The sequence below is a fragment of the Pseudoclavibacter sp. JSM 162008 genome, from assembly GCF_041366455.1.
Classification (GTDB): domain Bacteria; phylum Actinomycetota; class Actinomycetes; order Actinomycetales; family Microbacteriaceae; genus Pseudoclavibacter.
The window spans coordinates 270,027-288,483 of the sequence record NZ_JBEWYX010000001.1 but is presented as its reverse complement, the minus strand read 5'-3'; the positions used below and the strand labels follow the sequence as shown (position 1 = coordinate 288,483).

The window sequence follows — 18,457 nt, the reverse complement described above, 5'->3', positions numbered from 1 at the left end:
AGACGTGGCCATTGCCACAGCCCGACGCCGACGGCAGAACGACGCCAGCCTATTGACCGCGGATGATGCGTGTCGACTCCGTACCGTCAGAAACGCTTTCGAGTACGCATCCGCAGCAACCCCGATGTCAGGCGGTCAGGCGCAGCTCGCGGTGAAGTTCATGTTGCTGGGGAACACCGCCTGTGTGGCCCCGTTTCCGGACGAAGAGTAGAAGTGCAGGGAGAAGCTGGTGAGCGGACCCGCGAACCTGATAGCACGCACCGTGTTCTCGGCCGTAACCTGCGAACCGGTCGCTCCGATGTTGACGTTCTCGACCGTCCACGGTTCCGCCTTCGTGCCCGAGCCAGACACCTGAGAGCCCGACACCTGGTCATCCGGGTCGCCGAAGGTGAAGGGCACCCCGGTGATGGAGAGCGCATCGCTGTATCTGGCGGTGGAACGCGTGAACCCCTGGATCTCGAACGTGAGCCCGCGCACCGGACGCGGGAACGTCACCGTGAGCGTCTGACCGATGTCACCGGACACCGGAGGAACCCCACCGGCAGGCGTTGCCTGCTGGATCGTGAACCGCGAGGGGCCCGGCACCTCAACAGGCTCGCCGGGGCCGGTGTTCGGGTTCGGGATGGTCGGGGTGCTCAGCGAGAAGTTCGGGTCGAGCAGCCGGTAGCCGTTCGTGATCGCGGTACTCACGACGCTCACCGTGAACGGAGTCACCTTTTCTGGGGCACCAATCAGAGCGACGTCAGCGGTCCCTCTGATGGCGGCGTCCGTGCCCGTCGTGCGCACGTAGTTCGCGGGCAGACCGTCCTGGGCCACGAACCGGACCGAACCCGGGTATTGCCAGGTGTACGGCGAAGCAGATGCCAGCAGCGTCGCGACGGCGGTCGCGAGCACGAGTGCAGTCCAGGCGGGGGCAGCGAGCACCTGACGTCGACTCGAAGAGGGCATGCCGACAGATAGATCCTCCATGTTGGTCCGTTCAAACATCTCGAACTCCGCCTGGGGGCGGAGGAGAAAACTGGCGTGGCCGGGCGCGAACGAGCGCAGGCAATGCTGAGCGCGCGTCGGTTCGGCGGCGATCAGGCTATACGAAGCGGAGGTTTCGTTCTGGGGGTAGCGGATGACGGTAGACACGTGGTCAGCGAGCGAGCCAACACGCAGCACCCGCGCCTTACAGCCCGACGTCGGACCACAGGCTCGGGTTGCGTCGCCCCACCTTGATGGCGTCGTCGCGGGAGGAGACGCCGAGCTTCTTGAAGAGCGTTCGCAGCTGCGACTTGATGGTGTTGGGTGACACGTGCTCGATGGCGGCGATGTCGTTGAGCTTCCTGGACTGAAGCAGGTGGCGGAGCACGACGCGTTCGCGCTCCGTGAGCCTGATGTCCGACACTGCGGCCTGCGCGGTCGTGTGGAGCTCACCGACCAACGCCCGCCTCGCTTCGCGAACCTTGAGTCGCACGCCGCTGCTCACGCACAGGGCTTCGTAGTCCTCGTCGCTGAAGCGCATCAGCACCCCGTTGAAACCCTGTTCGGCGACCATCGTGGTCAGGGTGCGGAACAGTTCCGCGGCCCTCGCCTTCGCTCCGGCGCTGAGGTGGATGATCGTGGCGGCTGCCAGCAGCTCCATGCCGACCCTCAGGCTGCGCTCGTCGGTCGGGACCGATTCCATGACGGCGACCGCTTGCACGTGCTCGCCGGCCCGGACCAACCGCCAGATGCGAGCGATCAGTGCTGCTTGACGGTGCAGTTCGCTGTCGCCGGCGTCGAGCGCCGCGATCGCCTCCGTGGCTCCACGCACGTCGCGCAACGCGATGCGGATGCCGACGTCGGAGAAGCTGAGCGCCCACCCGTTCAGCCCATCCTCGGCGAGATGGGCTGGCCGGGCTCGCACCGCGGCGCGGTTGCGCAGCGACTGCGCGAGCGGGTCCCCGCTCAGCACCTCGAGGCGCGATGCGACACCGAGGCGCAGCGCCCACTGCTCGGGGGCGACCTCGTCGCCGGGGTCCTTCGCCAGCCAGGCCCGCGCCTCCTCCACGTTCAGCTCATCGATCGCGATGTTCGCCGCGCCCAGCGCACCCATGACGGTGACCGCGTCGCCGGGGCCGCCGTCGAACTCGCCCGGCCCCTCGAATTCGCCGTTCAGCGCGGTCGGCTGGCGCCGCAGCCACGAACGGGCCAGCACGAAGTCGCCCGTGAGGCTGTGGATGAGCGCGATCGACCCGGCCGCCGCGGTGGCCATGCGGTCGCTGTCGAACGCGACGGCGTCTCCGTACGCAGACTCGAACTCGACGAGCGCCTCGCGGATGTCGCCCGCGAAGAGAAGACTGGTCGCCCACTGGATGCGCAGCCCAGGCAGGAGCGGACGCAGGGTCTTCGCTTCTGCGCGGGAGGCCTGCCTGACCGCCTCGATCGCGGTCGCGGCGATAGAGGCTGCGGTGCGGAAGTGACCGCGCCCGCGTTCGTGCGCCGTCTGCCCGGTGTACTGCGCCAGGTCGTCGATGAGCTCGCCCGCGTCGTTCGGCTGCGCCGCCTCGAAATCGAAACGCGCCGGGCGCACGCGCCCGTCATCCGGCGCGAAGTTCAGGTACTGCCGTGCTGCAGCCCAGCGCGACTTCGCCTCCAGCACGGTATCTGGCAGCGCGTTCACCACCTCCCGCATCGCGGCGCGTGAAGTGCGCAGCAGCGAGGACCAGTGCTGCTCGAGAAGCTGCGTGACCGAGTCCCAGTCGCCGCGCGCCTGAGCCGCGACGATGCGTTCGATGGGCGACGGGGCCGGAACAACCTCGTCCGACTCCCGGCGGCCGCGGACGCCGTCAGCGAGCACCGGGAGGAAGACGGGGGCAGTGTCGGTCAACGGATTCTCGTCTCGTGAAAGCCCACGCGATCCCTTCGGGATTCTCGGTAGCGGGGTCTGGGCACCGGGATGGCCGGCTTGCGCGCCCGGGCCGGGAAGACCAGCCGGCGCAGAGCCGCGGTGAGACTATCCCGGCTACCCAGCGTCCTTCCTGAGCAAGCCGCCCATCAAAGTACATGCATTTGCATTCGTTGTAACTGCAAGCATATGCTGGTGAACGTCGTTCATTTCCTTCGCAACCGAGTGAGCCCGCGTCTGCTGGCAGCCGATCCGCGCAGCGGTCCCCCGATCGCCGGCGAGCACACGCCGCCATGAACGACTGCTACGTCAACTCAGAGGAGTCCCCATGTCGTCCGCCACACCAACCCCGGAACTCCACCGCCGCGCGCTGCTCACCGCGGCCGCCTGGTCGGCACCCGTCATCGCGGTCGCCGTCGCGGCCCCACTCGCGGCGGCATCGCAAGAGCTCGAGAAGGGCCTTCAGGGCTGGGTAGCCCTCACGACGACGCAGACGACGGAGTGGTCGCAGGGCATCTGGCCCCGCCGCGTCACGGTCAATCACCTCACGATCGACGGCAGCGGCACTCCCCCGGACCGTGGGCTCTGGGTGACCGGCACGAGCCCCCGCACGAAGCTCGACGCCGCGAGCATCACCTTCTATGCGGATGCGAACGTCACCTGGGAGCCCATGAGCGGCAACTCCGGCGCCTGGTCGACCCCGGTCCGCACAGGCTCAACTCGTGTCGACGGCACCGAATGCTCCGTGTACGTGACCCGCTACCAGCGCCCGATCACCGCGACGACCACCCAGACGAACCTCGACAACCAACTCAAGTTCCGGTCGATCGAGAACACCGGCAGAACACGCGTCTGGGCACGACGAGCGATCACAGCGGATGGCCGCGAAGTCGCGTTCACGCGCGGCCCCGTCACCGTCGGCTGATCGCGAGCACCCTACAGGCCGGACTCCGCCCACAGCGCCGGATACTCAAGCCCGAACTCGACAGCCGCCTCGCGCGACGAGACGCCGAGCTTCCTGAACAGGCTCCTGGTCTGGGACTTGATGGTGTTGCGCGAGACGTGCTCCTCGACGGCGATCTCCTCCAGCGTGCGAGCGCTGAGCAGGTGCCGCAGCACGACCCGCTCGCGGTCGGTGAGCTGCACGTCGGGCAGTCGCGCGAACATGCGCGGGTTCGCTCGCGCTCGTCGCTCCAACGCGACCTCATCGAGGTCGACGCCGCTGCCAGCCAGCAGCGCCTCGAGCGCGTCGTCGTCGAACCGCGTCAGCACAGAGAGCAGGCCCTGTTCCGCGACGATCACCGCGAGCGAGCGGAACAGCTTCATCGCCTGGTCCACATGCCCCGTGTGCAGATGTCCGGAGACGGAGGCCGCCATCATCTCGGCGCTCCCGCGCAGGCTGGGAGCCCGAGTCAGGCACTGCGCGGAGTCCACCACCACCTGAGCATCACTTCGCGTGTTCGCCAGCATCCACGTGGTAAACACTCGGGCCGACTCCGTCGCCGGCTCTGCGTCCACCGCTTCCAGGGAGGCGACAGCCTCCGCGGCACCCTCGACATCGTTCACCGCGTAGAGGATGGCGGAGGCCGCGTAGTGCAACGCCCACGCGTTCAAGCCGCTCGCGGAAAGATACGGCACCCGCGCCTGCGCGGCCGCGCGATTGCGGATCAGCTGCGCGTACGCGTCGCCGAAGAGCACTTCGGCCCGCGAAACGACATACAGGCGGAGCGCCCACTGCTCGGGCGCGAACTCGTCGCCAGGGTCGGCGACGAGCGCCGCCCTCGCTGCGTCTTCGTCGAGCTCGTCGATTGCGATATTCGCCGCGGCGAGAGCACCCATAGCCGTGACCTGATCTGCGTGCGCATGCGCCACCGCAGCGACTCCCCGCACATCAAGCGGTTGTCGCGCCAGCCAGGCTCTGGCGGCCTGCAGGTCGCCGTTCACGCTGTGGATGAACGCGAGCGACCCGGCGGCTTCCGTCGCAGTCCTCGAATTGTCGAACGTGACCGCGTCATCGAACGTGGCCTCGAACTGGACGGCCGCTTCCCTCGTCGCCCCCGCGAGCAGGAGGCTGATGGCCCACTGCACACGCAGATCAGCAATCACAGGACGGAACTCGGCAACCGCATCCGGAGTCGCGCCCCCTGCGAGCGCTATCGCCTCCCTGGCGGCCTCAGCTCCCAATTGGAAGCGCCCATGGCTGCGCTCGGACGCCGACCGGCTCGTCAGCTGCGCGAGCACATCCAGCAGCTCACTCGCCATTCCGGACGAGCCTTCGTGCTTCTCGTACTTCACCGGTCGGGGCCCACTCCCCTGCGGGGAGTAATTCAGGTACTCACGCGCCGCCGCCCACCGCGGCTGCGCATCCACCACTGCATCGGGGAGCGCACTCACCGCAGCCCGCACCGTCTCGCGCGACGTGCGAAGCAACGACGACCAGTTGTCGCCGATGAGCGACGTCACCGCACGCCAGTCCTCAGCCTCGAGCGCCACGTGGATGCGCCGCGCGACCGACTGCGTCTCGACCGAGGACGTTTCTGCCAGCTTGGACGAACTGACCGCAACATCGACATCGACGACGACCGGGAGTGGGATGGGAGCGGTGTGCGTCAACAGCGACCTCGTTTCGTCATGGTGAGAGGACTCGCGAGAAGTGGGGGGTGTGGTGGAGCGCGTCCGGCGCGAAGACCGACCAGGGAAGCCTAAAGACTGCGACCGCGGCCGGCAACGGTCCGGGGAATCGAGCGAAGCTACGCGATCGACTCGAGGAGGACGAGTTCTTCCTCAGGTGCACCCGGGCTCGCAGACGCCTCGCCAGATGGTGCCGTTTCCGTCTCTGGAACCGACGCCTGCGCATCCGGTGCTGCAGAAAGCCGCGAACGCTGCGAACCGCCGGCCACGTACGGAGTCGTGGGCAGCAGCTCGTTGTTGCCACCCACAAGACGCCGGAAGGAGAAGACCTCGCCGTCGATCGTCACGAAGCGGTCGATGTAGCGGGTCGGGTCCTGCTTCTGGACGGCGCCGGACACGAAACCGAAGTTGTTGTCGATCAACGCCCGTGCTCCCGTCCGCGACGGGGTCCCGGTGAAGTCAGACCGGTAGCTGTTGAACGTCGTCCGACCGATCCTCGTGGTCCCGACGAGCGTCAGATCCGTCCACGACGCGTTGCCAGACTTCGTGAAGACGGGCGCACCCGCGTCGACCTCAAGATGGAACACGATGTGGATGTCGGTGAGCTTCGTCCTGGACGTCACATCGTTCACCCACAGACCACGCTTGGGGTACTCACCGGTCGCGTCCAACGACACGACGCGCTGCGTCTCCCACTCCCACCCCCAGCGGCCGCGCACGCGAACCTGCACCTGCTTGACGCTGAAGAGAATCCACCCGTTGAGTCCGGGGACGACGTCGGGCTGTGACGTTGCGCGCGCGGGGGCCGCTGCGGCGAACACGATGACGGGGGTCGACCAGGCTGCGGCTCGGAGAGCCGTGCGGCGATCGAACGTGCTCGCGGTGGTCGTGTCCTGGGGGATGTTCGCAGACATTGTTCACTCCTAAGTGATGCTGACTGCACAACACTAAGAACGGGCCTGGCGCACACCAGCCGTTCGGTGGGTGAAGGAGTGGGTGAAAAGTCATGGACGTGCTTAGGCGAATTTCACCGGGGATGACCGGAATGACGGGCAACTGCGGACCCGGGGGTTGAGCAGAGGAAGCGGTCAGCCGTCAGCTCCGTTGGCCTGACATGGAACCTGCATGCGAAATCATTGGTCTCGTTGACAACCATTAACCGCAGAGCTGCTCATGACGCCAGTCGAACAGGCGTGCATCCCCTGTCGGCGGTGAAGAACAGGGTGAATTCGCGCGGCTGTTGCGCGGATCTTCCGCTCACGCACCTTCGAGCCCGTAGCGTGCGAGCACGGACACGGCCGCACGCGTGCTCCGACAAGCGACGGAAGGCACTGAGATGGACCACGATTCCGAGTACGGAGCCGCTGCGATCACCGAGCAGAGCTCGAGCCTGCAGGTTCCGGAGCAGGCCATCCGCGCCATGCACGTGCAGCTCGACGCCGTACTCGCGCAGCACGCCACCTCGGATCCCGTCACCAACGAGCTGGCGTTCCAGCTCGCCCTCGAGCCGTTCGGAGCCCCGGCCACGGAACTCGACGAGAGCATCGAGGACAGTCACATCCTCGGCGCCGCCCTGCTGAACCAGAGCTGGCTCGCGGGTCAGCTCGCGCAGGCCACGGGCACCGACCTCGAGACCGTCATCAGCAACCTGCGCGACTACATCGGTCGCATCGAGCGGTAGCTCAGCAGGCGGCACCGCCGCGGTTACTCGGTCCTCTCACCGTCCCGCACCTCGGTCTCCGCGTGCTGCAGGCGGATCCGCCGTCCCTCGGCGACATCCTGCTCCTCCTTCGCCGCGGCCTTGTCGCTCCGCTTCGTGTCGCGCGGCGGGAGCTGCAGCGTCTCCTCCGCCGCGATGCCCGCCTGCAGCTGACGGCCCCGCTCGAGTTCGGCATCGAACTCGGCGCCGAACAGCAGCGCGTTGTTGGCGATCCAGATCCAGAGCAGGAAGATGATCACGCCCGCGAGCGACCCGTACGTCTTGTCGTAGTTGGAGAAGTTCGCGACGTAGAACCCGAACCCGACCGTAGCGATCGCCAGCACGAGGATCGCGAGGAACGCGCCCATGCTCATCCACCGGAACTTGGGCTGCTTCGCGTTGGGGGTCGCGTAGTAGAGCACGGCCACCACGAGGACGATCACGAACGCCAGGACGGGCCACTTCGCGATCGACCAGATCGTCGTGACGGTCGCGCCCAGGCCGAGCGCGCCGCCGATCGCCTCGGTGACCGGCCCGGAGATGACGAGGATGACGCCGGCGATCGCAATGAGCACGATCGCGATGAGCGTCACGAGCAGCTGCTGCGGCTTCAGCTTCCAGAACGACCGCCCCTCCTCGATCTCGTAGATGCGGTTCATGCCGCGACTGAACGCGCCCACGTAACCGGACGCCGACCAGATCGCGACGAGGAGACCGGACACGAGCGCGAACCCGGCGGCCGGCGACGACGCGAACTGCTCGATGGGGCCGCGGATCACGTCGGAGGCGCCACCCGGAGCCGCCTCGTCGACGATGCCGAGGATCGCATCCGCCGCCGACTGGCCCTGGCCGATGACGCCGAGCAACGAGAACACGGCGATGAGCGCCGGGAACAGTGCCAGCACGAAGTAGTAGGTGAGCGACGCCGCGATGTCAGTGCACTGGTCGGACGAGAACTCGCGGATCGTCTTCGTGAAGACGTACTTCCACGACCGCTTCTTGATGTCCGTCGGCGAGTCCGGCTTCCGCGCGTCGTCCGGGTCGGGCGCGCCCTGCTTCTCATTGGTGGATGCTGCGGTCGAGTTCGACGTGGCCATCTCGGTGTTCCTCTGCTCTGCTCTGCTGCAACTGCTGGTGGGAAATGACAGCGGGCCGCGCATCGATCGGGGGTGGATGCGCGGCCCGCTGCCGGTTCGACGCCGAAGAGGTCCTCGGCTGATTGTGGGGGTCAGCGCATCAGGAGCCAGCGCCCTGCACGTTGTCGCGGGCCTCCTGCGCGGAGTCCCTGACGTTCTCGGCGGACGACGTGGCGTCGGACTTCACGCTGTCCCCGGCGGACTGCGCGTCGCCCTTCACCGTGTCGGTCGCAGACCGCGCGTCGGTCTTGACGTGCTCCGCCGCATCCATCGCGGTCTCGCGGACACTGCCGACCGCATCCGCCGCCGGCTCCTTCAGCTCCTGGGCGAGGTCCTGTGCCGCGCCCTTCACCTCGTCGACGAGCGGCTCGGCAGCATCCTTCACCTTGCCGGTCGCCTGCTTCTCGGGTTCGCTTGCCGGCACGAGCGACGCGACCAGCGCGCCGAGACCGAACGCGATGAGGCCGACCGCCAAGGGGTTGCCTTTCGCCGTGCGCACCGCCTGACGTTTCACGTCGGCGACGCTGTCACCGGTGGCGGAGGTGGCGTCGCGAACCGACTCGGCCGCGTCGTCCCGGGCCCCCATGATGGAGTCCCGCACCGAGCCGAGCTTGTCCTTCACCTTCTCCGTCTGTCGGTCGACGATGCTGGACGGCGTGACCTTGTCGGCCAGCGCGTCCACGTCGGAGCCCAGGGTGCTGCGGGTGCGCTCGATGTCGGCGCGGATCTGGTCTGGGTCAGTGCTCATCGGTGATCTCCGTTCGGGTTGAGCGTGTCTGGGATCTCTTTGATGGTGGCCACCGTCTGCGGGGCGCCTTCGACGTCCTTGAGCTTGCTGCGGCCCACGGCGAAGAGGATCGCCGCGACGATGGCGTAGACGACGGCCACGACGACCGCCGACCAGGCGTTGCCGATCAGGTAGCCGAGGCCCCACCAGGCGGCGATCGACAGGAACAGCAGCGCCATGATGCCGGCGTAGCCCGCGCCGCCGAGGAGGCCCGCGCCCTTGCCGGTCTTCTTCGCCGTCTCGGTGAGCTCGGCCTTCGCAAGCGCCACCTCCTGGCGCATGAGCGTCGAGATGTCAGTGCTGACGCGTCCGAGCATGTCGCCAAGCGACACATCTGATGGGTTCTGCGGCGGATGCTGCGGCGGGGGTGCCGGGTACTCGCTGGTCATGGGAGGCCCCCTCAGAATCCGGTTCCGCGGTTGGGAACGCCGTCGATGCCAGGGCCGGGGAGGCCCGTCCGCTCACCGAGCGAGACCTCGTCGATGGGGCCAGGCGAGACGGTCGTGGACTCCGTCTGCACGTTGTTCGCGATCCGCTCCCCCTCCGTGCCGCCCTCTCGGCCGGTGACCGACGAGGCCGCTCGAGACGAGTCTGCGGACGCGCTGCGCCCGGTCAGCTCGTCCACCTTGTCGTCCTTCGCGACCTCCGCGATGGAACGGGTGATGCGACCAGCCACAAGACCCGTGACGGCGGCGATCGCGATGAAGGCGAGCGGCTTGCGACGCGCGAACGAGCGGACATCGTCGAGCACACCGCTCGGGTTGCGGTCGCCGAGCCAGGCCCCGACCGCCCCGGTGGTGTCCGCGGCGCGACGCACGAGCTCCGTGGCGAGGCCGTCGCCCTCCGAGTTGCTGACCATGTTGCGGAACTCGCCGCTCAGCGACTTGAGCCCGGTCGCTGCCCGCTCCTGCTGCTGCGTGGCCTGCGAGTTCAGCTGGTGCATCGACTCGGAGTAGAGAGATGCGAGCTGGTTCTTCGCCTCGCCAGCCACGTTGCGGGCCTCCTCCTTCGCGGTGCCAGCTACGTTGCGTGCCTCCTCCTTGGCAGTGCCGGCCACGTTGCGAGCTTCTCCCTTGGCGTTGGCAGTGACGTTCTTCGCTTCGTCGGTCGCGGTGTCCTTGAGCTGCGACGCCTGTTCCTTCGCGGCGCCGGTGCGAGAGTCACCGCCGTCGGAGGCCCGACCGGTGCCGGTGCCGGCGGGTGAGAACGTCGCATCTTCCGTGACGCCCGGCTCGAAGACAGTGCCGTCCTCATGAACCTGCGGTGAGCTGTCGGGCGGGAGCGCACCTCCATGGCGGGGCGTGTCCGGAACGGTGAATGGTGTGTCGTTGGACATGGTGATCCTTTCAGAGCTTCGTCGTACGAACTGGGTGGCGATCGTTACTTCTTGCTGAACGTGTCCTTCACCACGCCGGCGACCTTCTCCATCGTGTTCGGCATGGGCGTCGTGCCGTAGAAGCGCTCGTCGGGCACGGTCGGTGGCGGCATCGGCACGCTGGTCGTCGGACCGTCGTGGTAGGTGAACTCGCCCTTCCCGTCGGGGGTCGGTCCGCTAGCCCAGGAGCCCTCGCTGGCGGCCGCGCCGTCGGAGAAGTTGAGGTACTGGTACGACACGTCGCGCTCCTCCTTGTTCAGCGGGAAGTTGCTCGGCACCGGCAGGTCCTCCTTGCCCTCGGCGCGCAGCTCGTTGGCGGCCGCGATCCACTGGTTCTGGTGCATCGTGTCGCGGGCGAGGAGGAACGAGAGCATGTCCCGCACGCCCGGGTCGTCGGTCATGTTGTAGAGGCGCGCGACCTGAACACGGCCCTGCATCTCCGCGTTCGCATTGGCGGTGAAGTCGGCGAGCATGTTGCCGCTCGCGGTGATGTACGAGCCCTGCCACGGGTTGCCGTTGCTGTCGACGGGGCGCGCACCGGCGCCCGCGACGATGGCGTGCTGGATGTCGGTGCCGCCGACGACCGCACCGAGCACCGGGTCCGCCTTGATCGCGGCTTCGGACTGCTCGATGGGGGCCTTCTCGAGCAGCTGCGCGATCATGACCGCGATCATCTCCACGTGACCGAACTCCTCGGCACCGATGCCGTAGAGCAGATCGCGATACTTGCCCGGCTCGTGGGCGTTCCAGGACTGGAAGCCGTACTGCATCGCGACGGTGATCTCACCGTACTGGCCGCCGAGGATCTCCTGCATTCGCTTCGCCAGCACTGCGTCAGGCTTCGATGGGCTCGACTTGAACTGCAATTCCTGCTTGTGAAAGAACATGACTTCCTCGCACTCGGGGGACGTTGGTGTTCGCTCGCTCGAAGACGAAGGGGACGAGCGGCACGTCCAACGCTGGCGCGACTTGTGGACCCCAAGAACGGGCTTGAACCTCCAGCAACCTGCTGTTACCCCTCCAGGGCAGGGTCGGAAAATCCCAGGTTGAGTACGCTTTTGCTTCTTCGGAGCGGAGTCTGAAAACGACGTGTGAATAGAGCTCGCAGGATTCCCGCGGACAGGATGCGTACCGTCGCAAGATTGCCGATCGCCGTTGCCCGGCAGCCGCGACGCCCGTCACACAACAACGGGCCGGGCATGACGAAGGGCCGGCCGTCAGCCTCAGCTGACAACCGGCCCTTCGTCGCGTGAAGTGGGTTGCGGCTACTCCGAGCGCGACCCGTCGGCGCTGGCGCCGCCCGCACCGACGCTGCCCTCGTTCGAGGTCAGGGGCTGGTCCGTGCCGAGGGCCTCATCTATCGCGCCGTCGGCGGTCGCGCCGCCTGCGCCGACGCTGCCTTCCTCGGGGCCGTCGAGATCATGCGAGTCGTGAACTTCTGCGTTCGACATCGTGGTCCTTTCTGAGCGGCAGCCGCCGCGGTGCTGTGGAGGTCGAGCGCGCCCGGTCGGGAGCCGAGCGCACCCCCACCGTGCCCCGCGCATCCTGCGATCGCCTGGGTGCCACCCGGACGCAAGCTGATTCGCCGGCACGCACCTGAGTGCTCGACTGCCCCGCCGTCCGCCCGCCGTCCTGCGACAGACCTGGGCGTTGGACCGGTGAATGTGCGCGGCGCGGTGAGCAAGGCCCAGGTCTGCGGATGGGTCTGCAGCAGACCTGGGGCTTGTGCACGCCTCCGCGCGAGCTGCGGTGCGCAAGGCCCCGGTCTGCGCGCGGGCGGGGCGCCTCAGCGGTAGCGGCGGGGAACCCGCCAGGGCTCGCCGAAGGCCGTGTTCCAGCTCTCGGGCTCGAAGGGGCTGTCGCCACCGGCCGGGTAGTTCGTCAGCTCGCCGAAGATGACCCGATCCGGCAGGTGGTAGAGGTCGACGCGCACGAAGTCGGTCTCCGCACCGAGCCTGGCTGCGACCTCGAGCATCTCGTCGAGACGAGCCGGTCGAGGCGGAGTCGGCGTCCGCCAGGGCAGACCGCCCGACATGTCGAGGTGCGTCCAATCGGGTCGGAAGAAATCCTGCGTCCGCTCGCCGAACCGCCCGCCGTCGACCTGCACGAAGTGGACCACCCCTTGGAACACGAAGAACTTGAAGTCCTCCGGCACCGCGCCGTCCTCGCCGACGAGATACTCCTCGACCAGCACGCGGCGCGGCATCCGCCCGTACACCCACTCCTTGTTGGGGCCCTGGCCGTACAGCTTCGACACCCACCCCTCGCCGATGGCCGCGAGGTGCTCACGGTTCGCGTGCTCCGGCCGCACGTGCGCGTACACCCACCCCCACCTGGCTTCCGGCAGCCGCGAGTCCACCGGCGCGGCGGGCGAAACGACGACCACTGCACCCGAACCGTGCGTCGGCTTGACGACGTACGACTTCGGCAGCTCGAGGGCCTCCAGCTCGCGAGGGTCGTCGAGCACCCCGTAGACCTCGGGCAGGTAGCGCGCGCCCACGGCCGCCTCCACGTACCCGCGCACGGCGGCCTTGTCCGCGAACGTCACGATCAGCGGCCGCCGATCGCGCAGCATCTTGTACCGCACCTTGTCGGTGAACGTGACCGGGCTCGAGGTGCGGGCGAGACGCCACAAGCGCACGAGGCGACTGCGCTCGCGCCATCGACGGAACCGGCGTCGCCAGGGGGTGATCGGTGCGGGCATCCGCCTAGTGTGCCGCGAATCTCGCGGTCAACCGCGTCGCGCCCTGCCTTCGGACCGAATTGCCCGAGGGGCTTGCGCAAATTTCTTGGGTCAGCTAGCGACAACACTGGTGGAGACAAAATGCCTGGTCATGGTGCTGCGATCCCCGCAGCAGCTGTCACCCTCGGTCGAAAACCCGAAAATCTCCAAGCTCCTCCCAGACCGCCCCGTCACGCTTTTCAGGAACGGCAGAGGAGCTCCCCCATGATTCCCATCTCCGCATTGACCGGATACGAACTCACGCAGACCACGGCAGGCATCGTCGCCCTCGAACGCGACGGGGCCCCACTCGGATTCATCGTCGATGTCGAGGGCGTGCACGTCGTCCTCCGCGGCGCACGGGTGGACACCGGCGTCGAGATCAGCCAGCACGTGCAGCTTGAGCGGGCGATCGAATCGCTCGTCGCGGCCTGCTGCGAAGGCGAGGCGCAGCTCGCGACCCGGCGCGCCTCGACCGGCGAGAAGCCGTCGACGAGTCGTGCGAGCTCCGTCGTGGCCCGCCGCTCGCGGGCGAAGATCTCCGGGCCCGCGCGCTGACCGAGCGGCTCGGCCGGGCTCGCCACGTCGCACCCGCTCGCTCAGGCCAGCGGGTCCGGGGAGCGCAGTCGGCGCCCTAGGAGAGCCAGACCAGGCTGACGACCACCCAGACGATCAGCAGCGCGATCATCGCACCGGAGGCGAGCAGCGTCGAGATGGTGGCCGTGCGGTTGATGCGCTGCGCCCGCTCCACACGTCCCACCAAGTCCAAAGACATCCGCTGCCCGCTGCGCAACCGCATCGCCGCGGCAACCCAGACGCCGACGACGAACAGCACCGCCACGCTCACCACCGCACCCGTGACCATCAGATCGATGGAGGACGGGAACGCCGCGACCACCGGCGGCTCCGCCGGCAGCGCCAGGGGCAACGGCAGCGCGCTCGCGTCGAACGCGGGCAGCTGGAAGGGGTGGGAGCGCATAGGACCTGGCTTCGCGTCGGGGGCATCGGGCTGACCTGCTCAGATCACCCCGACGACGGCCCCTGGCCCAGGGGTCCACATCGTGGACGCCCAGTCGGGGGATCGAGCCAGGGGCCGGCGACGGGTGCCTCTAGTCTGCCCCCGCCCAGCAATTGCGCCGTTCTCCTGGCGCGACGAGGCCCACACCGCTACCCTGGCCCGCGTTCCGGATGCTCGGGGATGCGCGGCTACGCCTCGTCGGCGTCGCGAGACGGAAGGTCGGACGTCGCCGGCCCCTCGATCCGCGTTCCATCAGGCGCGAACCGGGACGCGTGCAGCGGGCAATCCCACGAGCAGTCCTCGTCGTTCCACCGCAGCACACCGCCGAGGTGCGTGCAGACCGCCGAGACGGAACGGGTCACCCCGTCGACCGTGCTCACGGCCACCGGCACGCCTCCCGATCGGCCGACGCTCCCCTCCCCCTCCGCCGGATGCGCCTCCGGCGTGGACAGCTCAGCTCGCGCCCAGTCGCCGACCGCGGTCACCCCGACCTCCGCGCCCCGCGCGACCAGGCCGCCCACCGTGGCAGCGGTCACGCGCCGGTCGTAGAGGGTGTGCATCCACTCGTCTCGGCTGTCCAGGATGCGCCCGCGCAGATCGTGGGCGGCGGCGATGCCGTTCGAAAGTCCCCACTTGTTGAAGCCGGTGGCGTAGAGGATGCGCGGATGGGCGGGCGTGGCCACGCCCGAGGACGGCGTCATGTCCGGCTCCTCGTAGTCCTGCGCCGACCAGCGGTACTTCTCGGGGCTCACGAGCCCGAACGTCTCCTGGCCCCACTGGCTGAGGCCATCCACGCGCTCGCGGGAGGAGACGCTGGCGCCGACCTTGTGACCGGCCCCGCCGACGACGAGGTGGTGTCGGCCCGCCGTGGTGTACTCGCGCAGCGAGATGGTCTCGCTGTCGAGGCCCAGGTACATGCCCGTGAGCAGCGGCATCCCGGTCTCGAAGCCGAGCGCGTAGGAGCGGTAGGCGGTGAGGGTCGTGAACTCGGCGCTGCGGTCGACGATGGGGAAGCCGGTCCCGATGATGACGTGCGCGCCGCGCACGGAGAGGTCGCGGCCGGCGCGGCTCGCGTGCACGTCGACGTGCGTGCGGTGGTGGTCGACGCCCGTGACTCGCGTGCTGAGGGAGAGGTGCACGCCGAGCTCGATGGCCCGTTCGAGGAGCGCGAGGATGAGCTCGTAGGGGTTGAGCTGCAGGCCGCCGTCGAGGGTGATGGCGTCGAGGATCTCGAACGGCAGCTCCGCCGCGACCTGGTCGCCGATGGGGAGACGCAGCGCTTCGGCGGCCTCTCGCTGCTTCCCGACCTGCTTCGCGCCCTGCTCGGTGCGGGCGAAGAGGATGGAGGTGCGCTCCTGCATCGGCACGTGCCGCTCGGCGCAGAACGCCCTCGCCCAGTCGATGGCTGCGATGTTGCCGTGCACGTACGCGGCCGCGCCCTCGTCGCCCCGCCTGCTGCGCAGCGATGCCAGTGTCTGGCCGTGCAGGAGCGACAGCTTGCCCGTGCTGTTGACGGTGGCCGATGCGCGGAGGTCGTGGGCCTCGAGCACCCCGACCCGAAGGCCGGATTCGGCGAGCAGCACGGCGCTCGTGAGCCCCGTTATCCCAGCGCCGACGACGAGTACGTCGTAGGCGTCGTCGGCTTCCACGCTCAGTGCTTCGGGGTGCTCGGTCGTCCGCTGCCCGAGGGCTGTCCAGATGCCGTGCCGGTCAGAGTCGTGCTTCGCTGCGCTCATGACGCCAACGGTAGGAAGCCAACCCGAGTTTCCCGTCAGTATTGACTCCTGGCGGATGAGGACGGTGAGAACGAGCGCACGTCACCGTGTCAAGGGGGAACGAACTTCCCAGCTGGCTTGTCTTGACTGGACGCATGACACCAACAGCCAAGACCCTACGGACTGCCTTCGCCGCCTCCGCGGCACTCGCTGCTTCCCTCCTCCTGGCCGGTTGCGGTGGCGACGAGGTCGTCCAGAGCCCGATCTCCCCCGACACCGGGGTGCCGACATCGACGACCGAGGAGACCGCGGACGAGGACGACACGATGACGGTCTCCCCCGATCCCGAGGAGACGGAGTCGACGACCGACTCGCCGACCCCGTCGGAGACGATGAGCCCGACGCCGACCCCGTAGCTCTCGAGACGGCCGGAGCGCTCAGTCCGCCGTGCGGAAGCGCGTCGTCAGCTCGCCGATGCCGGCCACGCGGATGAGCACCGAGTCGCCGTCGACGAGCGGGCGGTGCTCGCGCAGCGCATCCTCGAGCTTCTGCGGCGAACCCGTCGCGATGACGTCACCCGGCTGGAGGGTGATGGACTGCGACACGTAGGAGACGATCTCCGCGAACGGGAAGATGAGCGTCGACGTGCTCTGCGAGACGGTCGTCTTCCCGTCGCGGACCACCTCGACGAGCAGATTCGCGGGGTCCGCGATCTCGTTGGCCGTCACGACGGCTGGCCCGAGAGGGGCGAAGCCGTCGAAGCACTTGCCGAGCGTCCACTGGCTCGTGCGGTTCTGCCAGTCGCGGGCAGACACGTCGTTGACCAGCGTGTAGCCAGTGATGTGGTCGAGGGCGTCCTCCGCGGAGACGGCGTGCGCCGTGCGCCCGATCACGACCCCGATCTCGCCCTCGTAGTCGACGTCGTCGCTCTGCGGCGGCAGGACCACGGCGTCGTCCGGCCCCAACGTCGTGTTGGCGGTCTTCACGAACACGTCCGGATGCTCCGGGTCGGGCTGTCCTTCTCCGCCTGCGACCACGTGGCCGCGGTAGTTGTAGCCGATGCACAGCAGCACACGGGGTGTGATCGGCGCCAGCAGGCGCTCGCCATCGCGAGCGGGGAGGCTGGCTGGATCCGCCGCGTCGACCACGGCACGTGCATCCGCCAGCGCCCCCTCATCGGTGAGCAGCTCGAGCGTCGAGGCGGCGACGCCCGACAGGTCGACCAGCAGGTCGCCCTCGCCCGAGTCGACGAGCGCTGCGGGCACGCTGACACCAGCGCGGTCCCAGTTGACGATCCTCATGCGCAGACTCCTTCGCCCATGACGCCGCTCACCAGTAGCGCTTCCAGTCGGGGCGGGAGGCGCGGGTCAGCGCCTCGAGGTAGAAGTAGTCGCCCCATAGGGTGCCCTCGTCGACGCCGACGAGCTTCGGCAGGTCGTAGACACCGTGCAGGAGGAGCGCGTCCGACGATTCGGGCGGCTGCGGGGTGGCCTCGGCGATGAGCGCGTCGACCTGCGCGTGCGCCGCCTGCAGCGCCCGGGCCGAGCGCTCGGGGTCGGGCTCGACGGCGGCGAGCTCGAAGAACCCGCATGCGGCGATCGCGGCGGCCGAGCTGTCGCGGGGCGCATCGCTGCCCTCGGTGTACACGAGGTCCCAGTACGGGATGCCGTCGCTCGGCAGGTGCGCCAGGTAGTAGTCGGCGCACCGCCAGGCCGCCTCGAGCTGCCGCGGGTCGCCCACCGTCTGAGAGTTGAGCGCGAAGCCGTAGATGCCCCAGGCCTCGCCGCGCGCCCAGCAGGACTCATCGAACGCGCCCTGCTCGGTGCCGCCGCGCAGGGGCTCGCCGGTCTCCGCATCCCAGTAGAAGGTGTGGAAGGTCGAGTCGTCGGCACGGAAGATCTGCGTGCGCAGCTGCTCCGTGTGCCGGCGCACCGCATCCGCATACCGGGGGTCGCCCGTCTGCTCGCCCACCCAGCTGAGCAGGGGCATGTTCATGAGGCTGTCGATGATGGCGCGGCCGCGCTGCGCGGGGTCGCTGAGGTCGCCCCAGGCCTGCAGGATGCCGGCCGGCTCGAGGAAGCGCGTCATGAGGCGCTCGCCGGCCTTGATGCCTGCCGTGCGCCAGCGCTCGTCGCCGGTCTGCTTCCACGCCGTGACGACGGAGAGCGAGTAGAGGAAGCCGAGGTCGTGCGTCTCCAGGTCCTCGTCGCCGTAGAGGCGGCGCTCGAAGTCGGCGGCGTGCGCCAGCGCGGCCTCGTGGAAGACCGCGTCGCCCGTGACGTCGCCGGCGAGCCACATCATGCCCGGCCAGAAGCTGGTGGTCCAGCCGCGGTTGGCGCCTTCCGCGAAGGTGTCGGTGGCGGGGCGGAGCAGGTACCTGTTGTCGCTGGTCGTGTCGTCCGGGTAGGCGGCGCCGAACGCTTCGATATTGCGTCGAACGGTGTCGGTGGCCGCTGCCAGCGCGTTCTCCACGGTCGTGGATGCGGGCGCGAAAGTCATGGG

The 18,457-nt window shown here is 68.6% G+C and carries 19 protein-coding genes; 4 read left to right on the top strand and 15 right to left on the bottom strand.

Features of this window, described 5'->3' with window-relative positions:
* Nucleotides 1-135 precede the first annotated feature (135 nt).
* Together ABVF28_RS01325 and ABVF28_RS01320 are read right to left on the bottom strand one after the other, a co-directional pair.
* The gene (locus ABVF28_RS01325) at nt 136-948 is read right to left on the bottom strand and encodes a hypothetical protein (protein ID WP_371029206.1); all 813 of its coding nucleotides are present in this window, start codon (nt 946-948) and stop codon (nt 136-138) included.
* Between the two features lie 223 nt (nt 949-1,171).
* The gene (locus ABVF28_RS01320) at nt 1,172-2,854 is read right to left on the bottom strand and encodes a LuxR C-terminal-related transcriptional regulator (RefSeq protein ID WP_371029205.1); all 1,683 of its coding nucleotides are present in this window, start codon (nt 2,852-2,854) and stop codon (nt 1,172-1,174) included.
* A gap of 346 nt (nt 2,855-3,200) precedes the next feature.
* Here ABVF28_RS01320 and ABVF28_RS01315 point away from each other — a divergent pair, with 346 nt between their 5' ends.
* Nucleotides 3,201-3,797 carry a hypothetical protein gene (locus ABVF28_RS01315; RefSeq protein ID WP_371029204.1) on the top strand — a complete coding sequence of 199 codons (597 nt, stop codon included), beginning with the start codon at nt 3,201-3,203 and terminating at the stop codon, nt 3,795-3,797.
* Between the two features lie 11 nt (nt 3,798-3,808).
* On the opposite strand, the gene ABVF28_RS01310 is transcribed toward ABVF28_RS01315, so the two are convergent.
* Together ABVF28_RS01310 and ABVF28_RS01305 are read right to left on the bottom strand one after the other, a co-directional pair.
* The gene (locus ABVF28_RS01310) at nt 3,809-5,485 is read right to left on the bottom strand and encodes a response regulator transcription factor (protein WP_371029203.1); all 1,677 of its coding nucleotides are present in this window, start codon (nt 5,483-5,485) and stop codon (nt 3,809-3,811) included.
* A 137-nt stretch (nt 5,486-5,622) separates the two neighbouring features.
* Nucleotides 5,623-6,417, bottom strand: a complete 795-nt coding sequence (locus tag ABVF28_RS01305) for a hypothetical protein (protein WP_371029202.1) — start codon at nt 6,415-6,417, stop codon at nt 5,623-5,625.
* Between the two features lie 422 nt (nt 6,418-6,839).
* Between ABVF28_RS01305 and ABVF28_RS01300 the strand changes: the two genes are divergently transcribed.
* Entirely contained in the window at nt 6,840-7,184 is a 345-nt protein-coding gene (locus ABVF28_RS01300) for a hypothetical protein (RefSeq protein ID WP_179556119.1), read from the top strand.
* Nucleotides 7,185-7,207: 23 nt separating this feature from the next.
* Here ABVF28_RS01300 and ABVF28_RS01295 read toward each other — a convergent pair whose 3' ends face one another.
* The 7 genes from ABVF28_RS01295 to ABVF28_RS01265 all read right to left on the bottom strand — a co-directional run bounded on the left by ABVF28_RS01295 (nt 7,208) and on the right by ABVF28_RS01265 (nt 13,204).
* On the bottom strand, nt 7,208-8,299 hold the full coding sequence (locus ABVF28_RS01295) for a YihY/virulence factor BrkB family protein (RefSeq protein WP_371029201.1): 1,092 nt from the start codon (nt 8,297-8,299) through the stop codon (nt 7,208-7,210).
* A 139-nt stretch (nt 8,300-8,438) separates the two neighbouring features.
* Entirely contained in the window at nt 8,439-9,086 is a 648-nt protein-coding gene (locus tag ABVF28_RS01290; RefSeq protein WP_371029200.1) for a DUF3618 domain-containing protein, read from the bottom strand.
* Entirely contained in the window at nt 9,083-9,514 is a 432-nt protein-coding gene (locus tag ABVF28_RS01285) for a phage holin family protein (RefSeq protein WP_151422174.1), read from the bottom strand. Before ABVF28_RS01285 ends, ABVF28_RS01290 begins: the two co-directional genes overlap by 4 nt.
* Before the next feature lie 11 nt (nt 9,515-9,525).
* Nucleotides 9,526-10,461, bottom strand: coding sequence for a hypothetical protein (locus ABVF28_RS01280; RefSeq protein WP_371029199.1), 936 nt, complete (start codon nt 10,459-10,461; stop codon nt 9,526-9,528).
* Nucleotides 10,462-10,505: 44 nt separating this feature from the next.
* Nucleotides 10,506-11,387 carry a manganese catalase family protein gene (locus ABVF28_RS01275; RefSeq protein WP_371029198.1) on the bottom strand — a complete coding sequence of 294 codons (882 nt, stop codon included), beginning with the start codon at nt 11,385-11,387 and terminating at the stop codon, nt 10,506-10,508.
* A gap of 378 nt (nt 11,388-11,765) precedes the next feature.
* Nucleotides 11,766-11,951 (bottom strand): hypothetical protein, encoded by a 186-nt coding sequence (locus tag ABVF28_RS01270; protein ID WP_104310983.1) that lies wholly within the window; start codon nt 11,949-11,951, stop codon nt 11,766-11,768.
* Nucleotides 11,952-12,286: 335 nt separating this feature from the next.
* Nucleotides 12,287-13,204 carry an ATP-grasp fold amidoligase family protein gene (locus tag ABVF28_RS01265; RefSeq protein ID WP_371029197.1) on the bottom strand — a complete coding sequence of 306 codons (918 nt, stop codon included), beginning with the start codon at nt 13,202-13,204 and terminating at the stop codon, nt 12,287-12,289.
* 243 nt (nt 13,205-13,447) lie between these two features.
* Here ABVF28_RS01265 and ABVF28_RS01260 point away from each other — a divergent pair, with 243 nt between their 5' ends.
* Entirely contained in the window at nt 13,448-13,780 is a 333-nt protein-coding gene (locus tag ABVF28_RS01260; protein ID WP_371029196.1) for a hypothetical protein, read from the top strand.
* A gap of 76 nt (nt 13,781-13,856) precedes the next feature.
* On the opposite strand, the gene ABVF28_RS01255 is transcribed toward ABVF28_RS01260, so the two are convergent.
* Together ABVF28_RS01255 and ABVF28_RS01250 are read right to left on the bottom strand one after the other, a co-directional pair.
* A complete protein-coding gene (locus tag ABVF28_RS01255; RefSeq protein WP_371029195.1) occupies nt 13,857-14,201 on the bottom strand; it encodes a hypothetical protein in 345 nt (114 codons plus the stop codon).
* A 227-nt stretch (nt 14,202-14,428) separates the two neighbouring features.
* Nucleotides 14,429-15,976 carry an FAD-dependent oxidoreductase gene (locus tag ABVF28_RS01250; protein WP_371029194.1) on the bottom strand — a complete coding sequence of 516 codons (1,548 nt, stop codon included), beginning with the start codon at nt 15,974-15,976 and terminating at the stop codon, nt 14,429-14,431.
* Nucleotides 15,977-16,110: 134 nt separating this feature from the next.
* Here ABVF28_RS01250 and ABVF28_RS01245 point away from each other — a divergent pair, with 134 nt between their 5' ends.
* Nucleotides 16,111-16,371 (top strand): hypothetical protein, encoded by a 261-nt coding sequence (locus tag ABVF28_RS01245; protein WP_104310559.1) that lies wholly within the window; start codon nt 16,111-16,113, stop codon nt 16,369-16,371.
* 21 nt (nt 16,372-16,392) lie between these two features.
* Here ABVF28_RS01245 and ABVF28_RS01240 read toward each other — a convergent pair whose 3' ends face one another.
* Both ABVF28_RS01240 and ABVF28_RS01235 read right to left on the bottom strand, forming a co-directional pair.
* Nucleotides 16,393-17,256 (bottom strand): fumarylacetoacetate hydrolase family protein, encoded by an 864-nt coding sequence (locus ABVF28_RS01240; protein WP_371029193.1) that lies wholly within the window; start codon nt 17,254-17,256, stop codon nt 16,393-16,395.
* A gap of 28 nt (nt 17,257-17,284) precedes the next feature.
* Nucleotides 17,285-18,454 (bottom strand): glycoside hydrolase family 88 protein, encoded by a 1,170-nt coding sequence (locus tag ABVF28_RS01235; RefSeq protein ID WP_371029192.1) that lies wholly within the window; start codon nt 18,452-18,454, stop codon nt 17,285-17,287.
* Nucleotides 18,455-18,457 lie beyond the last annotated feature (3 nt).